Origin of the sequence: Lapillicoccus sp., assembly GCF_039935575.1 — a bacterium.
GTDB lineage: Bacteria > Actinomycetota > Actinomycetes > Actinomycetales > Dermatophilaceae > Lapillicoccus.
The window spans coordinates 64228-72373 of record NZ_JBDTKA010000086.1; the positions used below are offsets into that span (position 1 = coordinate 64228).

10 protein-coding genes are annotated in these 8146 nt (G+C 70.0%); 4 read left to right on the forward strand and 6 right to left on the reverse strand.

What is annotated here, in order from left to right; genetic code table 11:
• Positions 1 to 7: 7 nt before the first annotated feature.
• The 5 genes from ABI385_RS11285 to clpS are packed head-to-tail and all read right to left on the reverse strand — an operon-like array spanning position 8 to position 3586.
• Positions 8 to 778, reverse strand: coding sequence for an MBL fold metallo-hydrolase (locus ABI385_RS11285; protein WP_348103847.1), 771 nt, complete (start codon positions 776 to 778; stop codon positions 8 to 10).
• Entirely contained in the window at positions 775 to 1581 is an 807-nt protein-coding gene (gene murI / locus ABI385_RS11290; protein ID WP_348103848.1) for a glutamate racemase, read from the reverse strand. Before murI ends, ABI385_RS11285 begins: the two co-directional genes overlap by 4 nt.
• A 60-nt stretch (positions 1582 to 1641) precedes the next feature.
• Complete coding sequence (locus ABI385_RS11295; protein WP_348103849.1) at positions 1642 to 2622, reverse strand: hypothetical protein; 981 nt, start codon at positions 2620 to 2622, stop codon at positions 1642 to 1644.
• 11 nt (positions 2623 to 2633) lie between these two features.
• Entirely contained in the window at positions 2634 to 3293 is a 660-nt protein-coding gene (locus ABI385_RS11300) for a DUF2017 family protein (protein WP_348103850.1), read from the reverse strand.
• Entirely contained in the window at positions 3293 to 3586 is a 294-nt protein-coding gene (clpS, locus tag ABI385_RS11305; protein ID WP_407068262.1) for an ATP-dependent Clp protease adapter ClpS, read from the reverse strand. The genes ABI385_RS11300 and clpS overlap by 1 nt, the downstream gene beginning before the upstream one ends.
• A gap of 33 nt (positions 3587 to 3619) precedes the next feature.
• Here clpS and ABI385_RS11310 point away from each other — a divergent pair, with 33 nt between their 5' ends.
• The 4 genes from ABI385_RS11310 (at position 3620) to ABI385_RS11325 (ending at position 7136) form a co-directional block, all read left to right on the forward strand.
• Positions 3620 to 4933: a nicotinate phosphoribosyltransferase gene (locus tag ABI385_RS11310; protein WP_348103857.1), complete on the forward strand. Its 1314-nt coding sequence runs from the start codon at positions 3620 to 3622 to the stop codon at positions 4931 to 4933.
• A 258-nt stretch (positions 4934 to 5191) separates the two neighbouring features.
• On the forward strand, positions 5192 to 5368 hold the full coding sequence (locus ABI385_RS11315; RefSeq protein ID WP_348103852.1) for a hypothetical protein: 177 nt from the start codon (positions 5192 to 5194) through the stop codon (positions 5366 to 5368).
• Positions 5369 to 5378: 10 nt separating this feature from the next.
• Positions 5379 to 5993: an isochorismatase family protein gene (locus ABI385_RS11320; protein WP_348103853.1), complete on the forward strand. Its 615-nt coding sequence runs from the start codon at positions 5379 to 5381 to the stop codon at positions 5991 to 5993.
• A 207-nt stretch (positions 5994 to 6200) separates the two neighbouring features.
• On the forward strand, positions 6201 to 7136 hold the full coding sequence (locus ABI385_RS11325; RefSeq protein ID WP_348103854.1) for a hypothetical protein: 936 nt from the start codon (positions 6201 to 6203) through the stop codon (positions 7134 to 7136).
• Between the two features lie 107 nt (positions 7137 to 7243).
• Here the strand turns inward: ABI385_RS11325 and ABI385_RS11330 are convergent.
• Positions 7244 to 8146, reverse strand: a 903-nt coding sequence (locus ABI385_RS11330; RefSeq protein WP_348103855.1) for a homogentisate 1,2-dioxygenase domain-containing protein, incomplete at its 5' end; no start/stop codon positions are given.

Here is an 8146-nt window from a genome sequence, read left to right on the forward strand (position 1 = left end):
GAACGCCTTACGGCGACAGGTCGTAGGTGCGTCCGGGTTCGGCCAGCTCGACCTCACCGAGCCAGTGAGCGGCCGCCTGCGCCCGGCATACCTCGGGGTCGTTCCACGCCGGGATATGGGTCAGCATGAGCCGGCCGACGCCCCCGGCCGCCAACGCCGCCTCGGCGCACTGGGCACCGTTCATGTGGATGCCGGTGGCGGAGTCACGACCTTGGACGAACGCCGAGTCCGCGAGCACGAGATCGGCACCGGTCATGAGCGGGCCGAGCGCGTCGCAACGGTCGGTGTCCCCGGTGTAGGCCAGCGCGGCGCCGTCGGCCTCGACGCGCAGGCCGAAGGCCGGCACCGGGTGGAGGACGGCAAGGGGCGTGACCGTGAACGGTCCGACCACGAAAGGCTGTCCGTCCACGAGGTCCTCGAACTGGAAGTACCCGTCCATGCCCGTCCCGTCCTCGAGCCCGTATGCCTGCGTCAACCGCCGCGCTGTACCGACCGGCGCGTGCACCGGCAGCCGGTCGGACGGTCCGTCGGGGTGGTACTTCTGGATGACGAAGAGGCCGCACAGGTCGATGCAGTGGTCGGGGTGCAGGTGGCTCAGCACGACGGCGTCGAGATCCCTCGGGTCCAGATGTCGCTGCAACGCTCCCAGGGCGCCGGAACCGAGGTCGAGCGCGATGCTCCAGGTCCGCCCCGCGTGCTCGGCCTGGACGAGGTAGCAGGCGGCTGGCGACGTCGGACCTGCGAAGCTGCCCGAGCACCCGACGACCGTGACCTTCACGGCAGCGCCGCCAGGTTGCCGAACACCGTCTCCACCTCGGGCCCGAGGAAGCGTCGGGCCAGCCCCCGGAACTCCTCGGCGTCACCCGTGGTGCTGAACGCCAACGACGGAGCTGGCAGATCGTCCGGGCGCAGCGTGTCCGTGTCCGCAAGCACCCGGTAGACGTCCTTCGCGGTCTCCTCCGCAGACGAGACCAACGTCACGCCGTCTCCCATCACATACGAGATGACACCGGTCAGGAGGGGGTAGTGGGTGCACCCCAGGACGAGCGTGTCGACGTCGTGCGCGGCGACCGGTTCGAGGTACTCCCGCGCCACCTCGAGCAGCTCCTTGCCCCCGGTCACCCCGGCCTCGACGAACTCGACGAACCGCGGGCAGGGACGGCTCAGCACGTCGATCTGGGGGGCGGCGGCAAAGGCGTCGACATAGGCCTGCGACTGGTGCGTGCCGAGCGTCGAGATCACACCGACGCGCCCGTTGCGGGTGGCTGCGGCGGCCCGCCGCACGGCCGGACGGATCACCTCGATGACCGGCACGTCGTAGCGCTCGCGGGCGTCGTGCAGGACGGCGGCGCTCGCCGTGTTGCAGGCGATGACGAGCACCTTGACACCGTGGTCGACCAGCCGGTCCAGGCACTCGAGCGCGAACTGGCGCGTCTGTGCGATCGGCCGCGGCCCGTAAGGGGCCCGGGCGGTGTCGCCGAAGTAGGCGACCGACTCGTGAGGGAGCTGGTCGAGCACCGACCGGGCCACCGTGAGCCCGCCGAACCCCGAGTCGAAGATCCCGATCGGCGCGTCTACCACGTGTCCAGGATAGGAGAGGCCCGGCACCATGACCGCGCGGTCAGTCCCTGTCAGCCCGTGTCAGGCGAGCGCGTCGCCGACCGCCGGGACCACCTCGGCGAGGAAGGCCCGGTGGAACCGCTCGTCGTCGGCGTTGCCGTCGTGCGGCTCGTGGAAGCGGACCGCACAGCTCGCCACCTCCCACAGCCACCACTCGAGGTCAAACAGCTCCACCAGGTCGGCGTCGAGGTCCACGGTCCCGCCACTGGCGACGTAGGCCGACAATGGCTCGGCGCCGTCCGCTTCCCGCAGCACGGTCCGCAGGTCGCGCTCCCTGGGGGCGACACGCAGCGACTCCCAGTCGACAAGCACCGGCCCGGCCAGCGTCCACAGCACGTTTGCCGTGTGCGGTTCACCGTGGGTGGGAACCCAGCCCTGCCGCCGGCTCAGCGCGTGGCCGGCCAGCTCGTCGAAGCGCTTCATCATGACATTGAGAGCAGCTTCGTTGTCGCACAGAGCAGCTCGTACGCTCTCACCGAACGGCCCGGCTTTCCACTGCTCTCCCGAGACACCCGACAACGCGGTGAGCTCAGCACGCAGTGGAGGTCCGGGACTCCACAAGCGGGTACGCCGCGGTGGTCGGGCCGCGTGCAGCACACCGAGTGCGTGGGCGATGAGGGCGCGCTGGTTGTCGTCGGCGTACTCCCCCGTTCCCGGCTCTCCCTCGAGGTATGCCGTCACCGTCACCAGGAAGCGGCCGTGGCGGACACCGACGGCGGAGCGATCCGAGACAGGTGCCACGGTCGGGACGACGGCATACACGCCGCGCTCGGCAAGCCGTCGGGCAGCGGCGTAGGTGTCCTGCAGCTCCGCATCGCGACCGGCGGTGCTGACGTCGTCCGCGGTGACAAACCAGCGCGGCCGACGCCGCCCGGCCGCGGCCCAGTGGTGCGCGCCGGCGCCTCGGGGCAGGTGCGTAACCGTGAGCACGCCATCGTCCCAGTGCTCGCGCACCAGGGCCAGCACGGTGTCGGTCGCGAGGTCGGCGGGTTCGACGAGCATCAGCCTGGCTCCTAGAAGAAGCGGCTGTGGCCCATGAGGGCGGTGGTCAGGGACTCCTGGAACCAGGTGAGGAAATCGTAGAAGGACGCGGCGTACACCGCGGGGTCGTCGGCGTCCAGCGCCGCCACCCGCTCGTCCAGCACCAGCGCGTCCTCGTCGGTGCGCAGCCCGAGCCGCTCCCCCAGCAGCAACCGGGTGTCCGTGAGAGCGATCACCATCGCCTCGGCCTGCGGCCTGCTCAGCTCCAGCTTGTCGCCTGTCGCCTGTCGCAACGCCCCGATCGCGGTCGACAGGTTCGTCGCCTTGCGGTCGCGCAGGTCGTACTCCGTCAGCCTCCTGAACTCTGCTGCGACCTGGTCGTCGCCGCGATGCGCGGTGGGCAGCAGACGGTCCAGGGCTGGGTCGCGGTCGATCAGCCCTGCCGCGTCCTCCGCCATGGTCGGGCCGTCCTGGGCGTCTCCCTGCGAGCTGCCGTCAAGGTGCTGGTCCTCGGCCGCCAGCGAGACCCCGAGGCCTGCGACCAGGTCCTCGAACACGTCTCCGGTGCTGACCCGGTCGGGCGGGGCGACCAGCTCACGCGTCTGGTCCATCAGCCCGGCGACGACGCCCCGCTCCATCGGGTCCATCTTCGCCACGAACCGGTCACCCTTGCGCTTGAACGCGCGCGCCATCAGGCGTCCTTCTCGAACGTCGCCCAGAGCCCGTAGCCGTGCAGCGCCTCCGTGTCGCGCTCCATCTCCTCGAGCGTCCCGTTGGATACCACGGCCTTGCCCTTGGTGTGCACGTCGAGCATGAGCTTCTCAGCCTTGGACCGGGGGTACCCGAAGTACGTCTCGAAGACGTAGGTCACGTAGGACATGAGGTTGACGGGGTCGTTCCACACGAGGGTGATCCAGGGGACGTCGAGTTGCAGACGCTCCTCGACCCGCTCGATCGTCGAGGTGCTCTGCTCCTCCACAACCACACAGGACGCGACGGACACGGCCCCAAGAATAGGCTGTCGCGCGTGGCGACAGGACACTCGACGGCTCTGCTGACCGACCACTACGAGCTGACCATGGTGCAGGCGGCGCTGCGCAGCGGCGCGGCACACCGTCGCTCGGTCTTCGAGGTGTTCGCCCGCCGCCTTCCCGAGGGCCGCCGCTACGCCGTGCTGGCCGGGACCGGCCGGCTCCTCGACGCGATCGAGCGGTTCCGGTTCGGCGACGAGGAGGTCGAGGCCCTGCGCATCGGCAAGGTCGTGGACGAGGCGACCTGTGAGTGGCTGGCCGGCTACCGCTTCTCCGGGGACATCAGCGGGTATGCCGAGGGCGAGTGCTGGTTTCCGGGTTCGCCCGTACTGGTGGTGGAGTCGTCGTTCGCCGAGGGCGTGGTCCTGGAGACCCTGGTCCTGTCGATCCTCAACCACGACAGTGCGATTGCCTCCGCCGCGTCGCGGATGACCGTTGCCGCCGGGGACCGCCCCTGCATCGAGATGGGGTCTCGTCGCACGCACGAGGAGGCGGCCGTGGCGGCCGCGCGGGCGGCATACATCGCGGGTTTCGCCACGACCAGCAACCTCGAGGCCGGTCGCCGGTTCGGTGTCCCCACGGCCGGCACGGCAGCGCACGCCTTCACCCTGCTGCACGACTCGGAGCGTGACGCCTTCGAGGCCCAGGTCGACAGCCTCGGCGCCGGGACGACCTTGCTGGTCGACACCTACGACGTCATGCAGGGGGTCCGGACTGCCGTCGAGGTGGCCGGGCCGAGCCTGGGCGCGGTCCGGCTGGACTCGGGAGACCTCCTTCAGCAGGCCCGGGAGGTACGCACCCTGCTGGACTCGCTCGGCGCGACGGCCACCCGCATCGTCGTCACCTCCGACCTCGACGAGTACGCCATCGCCTCGCTCGCGTCGGCGCCGGTCGACGCATACGGGGTGGGCACCCAGCTGGTGACCGGGTCCGGCGCCCCGACGGCCGGCATGGTGTTCAAGCTGGTCTCCCGTGAGGACGGCGCCGGCGTGATGCACGACGTCGAGAAGAAGAGCGAGTCGAAAGCGTCTGTCGGCGGCCGCAAGTGGGCGATGCGCCGGCTCAGCTCGCGTGGGGTTGCCGAGGCGGAGGTACTCGGGTTGGGGGAACGACCTCACAACGACGGCGACGACCGACCCCTGATGGTCGAGCTGGTCCGTGGAGGTGAGGTGCGGCCTGGTGGGGGGATGCAGGCCGCACGGGAGCGGCATGGGGCGTCCCGCGCCGAGCTCCCGGCAAAGGCGTTACAGCTTCAGCGTGGCGAGGTCGCGATCCCGACGGTCTATGAACGCGAGTCCTGAGCCTGCGTGGGTGGCCACGGGTGCGACTCGCGCAAGCGGAACCCAGCCCGGGGCGTACCAGGTCGGGGTCTCGCACCCGCGGTGCTGGCGTGGCGGAACCGGGATCCGCCAACGGGATCTACGGGCTGGTCGATGACCGGCGGACGGGTCGGCCGCGGTGGACGGATCACCGCAAGGTCGTCTCGGCGACTCTGAAGGCGTCGAGCGTCGTGCAGACGCGGTCCTCGACAGGCTGTGGTTCCTCGGACCCAGGGCCGAGTGGCTGTTCGACGGCAGCAGACCTCGGTGGTCACCGACGGAAGACTCGACGAGGGCGCCCTGCGCCCAGTCGGGCTGCGCAAGGACGAGCTGAACGCAGCGGTCGCGCATCTAGAGCGGCACTTCGACCAGCGGATCGCGGACCTGGACGCCCGGCTGCTGAGCGCTCGCGGCTAGCGTGGTCGTCATGAGCGAGAACCAACCAGACGTCCGTCGCGCACTGGTGGTCGTCGACGTGCAGAACGACTTCTGCGAGGGCGGCTCGTTGGCCGTCGCGGGTGGCATCGCGGTGGCGACCGGCATCGGTGAGCTGGTGACATCCGTGGGTGGTGACTACGCAGCGGTGGTCGCGACGGCCGACTGGCACGTTGACCCCGGTCTCCACTTCTCCGACCACCCCGACTTCGTCGACAGCTGGCCGGTCCACTGCCGGGTGGGGACGAGTGGTGCCGACTTCCACCCAGCGGTTGGTGACGCCGTCGCTCGCGCCGATGCCATCTTCCGCAAGGGCAGGAACGCAGCGGCATACAGCGGCTTCGAGGGGTATGCCGACCATCACGGCTCGCCCATCGGGCTGGCACAATGGTTGCGGGACATGGGAATCGACGCGGTCGACGTGGTCGGTATCGCCACGGACCACTGCGTGCGGGCCACCGCCGTGGACGCCGTCCGAGAGGGCTTCGCCACTCGCGTACTGCTCGGACTGACTGCCGGGGTAGCGCCGGACAGCACGGCCCGGGCCCTCGACGAGCTCCGCGCGGTGGGCGCGGAACTCGTGGGTGAACCGGTTGTCGGCGGCTGACCTCGCCGGGCTTGTATCGACGCGCGGGCGCCGCACGGCGCCGCACGGCGCCGCAAGAGTCGATATCACGGTCGATCGTTGCGGCAAGAACGCCTGAATGCGCGCAACGCGAGCGGCTGTGGTCGAGAGTTGCGGCAGGACGGGCCGTTGAACCGGCCCTGTGGACAACCCCGGGGTCCGGCGCGTCCGCGACGACACCATCAGCAGATGGTTGCCGATCCGCCGTTCGACCCACGGCGCCCATTCACCCGGGCCGAGGCCCTCGCCGCCGGCGTGACGCCATGGCAGCTGCGCGGCGCGGGTTATGCCCGGGTCTATCGCAACGTCTACGTCTCGCGTGATGTCCCCCGCACGGTCGAGCTGCGCGCCCGGGCGGGCCTGCGGTTGGCACCCCGCGGAACCGTTGTCAGCCACTACACCGCCGCAGCCCTGTGGGGTGGGGCGCTGACCGCCCGCTCCGAGATCCACGTGAGCATTCCCGTCGACGAGACGTTCCGTGTCGACGGGATCCGAACCCATCGCGATCGGGTCGTCCGCGCATCGACGACTCGCGGTGGCGTCCGGCTGACCACACCGGAGCAGACCTTTGTCGACCTCGCTGCCGAGCTCGACCTCGTGCAGCTCGTGGTCCTCGGTGATGGCTTGGTGCACCGAAGGCACACCACTCCGGCGCGGTTGGTCGAGGCGTCCTGGCGCAGGTCCGGGTCGGGGCATTGCCTGGCGCTGCGGGCCGCGAACCTGGTCCGCGACGGTGTGGACTCGCCACCCGAGAGCCGACTGCGGCTGCTCATCGTCCTGTCCGGCCTGCCGGAACCAACGGTGAACCTCATCTTGCGAGACCCCGGGACCGGTGACTGGCTGAGAAGGTTCGAGCTGGCATACCCGTTGTTGCGTATTGCCATTGAGTACGAGGGGCGTCACCATCGCGACGACGCGGAGGTGTGGGCCGCCGACATCGACCGCCGGGAGGGTCTGGACCGCAACGCCTGGCGCGTCGTGCAGGTGATCTCCAGCGGCTTGTTCGACCACCCGCTGCGCACCCTTCAGCGGGTGGACCAAGCCAGGGTCGACCGCGGCGCCGTCCCGGTGGGCACCTTTTGGGACGAATGGCGCCGGTACTTTCCCGGCAAGGACGTCAGGTGAGGCCGGGCTGACCCACAACGACCGCCCTCGCAGTCGACTGTTGCGGCCAGATGGCCCGTTTCGCCGCAACCACTGACCGCATGGTCAGTTGTTGCGGCGGAGTCGGGTCAGCCGTGGCTGGGGGGTTCACTCGTCGTGGCGGCGGCGTCTCCCGACCGGTTCCAGGAGAACGCGTAGGCACCGTCGTCGACCGCCCGACCCGCCTCGCCCAGCTCCAGCGGCCGGAACGTGTCGACCATGACCGCCAGCTCGTCGAAGTAGTGGACCCCGATCGACCCCTCGGTCGCACCCGGCTGTGGTCCGTGCGGGTGGCCCCCCGGGTGGACGGAGATCGAGCCCTTGCCGATCCCCGACCCCTTGCGCGCCTCGTAGTCGCCGTCGACGTAGAACATGATCTCGTCGCTGTCCACGTTGGAGTGGTAGTACGGCACCGGGATCGACAGGGGGTGGTAGTCGACCTTGCGGGGCACGAAGTTGCAGACGACGAAGTTCCACCCCTCGAACACCTGGTGTACCGGTGGCGGCTGGTGCACCCGCCCCGTGATGGGCTCGAAGTCGGCCACGTTGAAGACATACGGATAGAGACAGCCATCCCAGCCGACGACGTCGAGCGGGTGGAACGGCAGCGTATGCGCGGTGCCCACCACTCCGCCCGGCGCGTTCCCACGGTGCTTGATCAGGACCTCGGTCTCGTCCCCGGCACGGGCGCCCACGTCCTCCGCGAGCAACGGTCCCGCAGGCACCCGCAGGTCGCGCTCGCAGTACGGCGCGTGCTCGAGCAGCTGCCCGTACTTGGACAGGTAGCGCTTGGGCGGCGCGATGTGGGAGTTGCCCTCGATCGCGTAGGTCCGCAGCGGGTCCTTGGTCGATCGACGCGGTAGCCATCGGTGCGTCGTCGACCGCGGGATCACCACGTAGTCGCCGGCCGCAACGTCGAACGCCCCGAACACCGTCTCCACCCGACCACGGCCGCGCTCGACGTAGACGCACTCGTCACCGATTCCGTTGCG

What these genes read in the sequence shown, in the direction of transcription:
- ABI385_RS11300 (WP_348103850.1), bottom strand. Translation starts at nt 3,293, where the DNA reads ATGGCGCGCGCGTTCAAGCGCAAGGGTGACCGGTTCGTGGCGAAGATG.
- ABI385_RS11320 (WP_348103853.1), top strand. Translation starts at nt 5,379, where the DNA reads ATGAGCGAGAACCAACCAGACGTCCGTCGCGCACTGGTGGTCGTCGAC.
- ABI385_RS11325 (WP_348103854.1), top strand. Translation starts at nt 6,201, where the DNA reads ATGGTTGCCGATCCGCCGTTCGACCCACGGCGCCCATTCACCCGGGCC.
- ABI385_RS11295 (WP_348103849.1), bottom strand. Translation starts at nt 2,622, where the DNA reads ATGCTCGTCGAACCCGCCGACCTCGCGACCGACACCGTGCTGGCCCTG.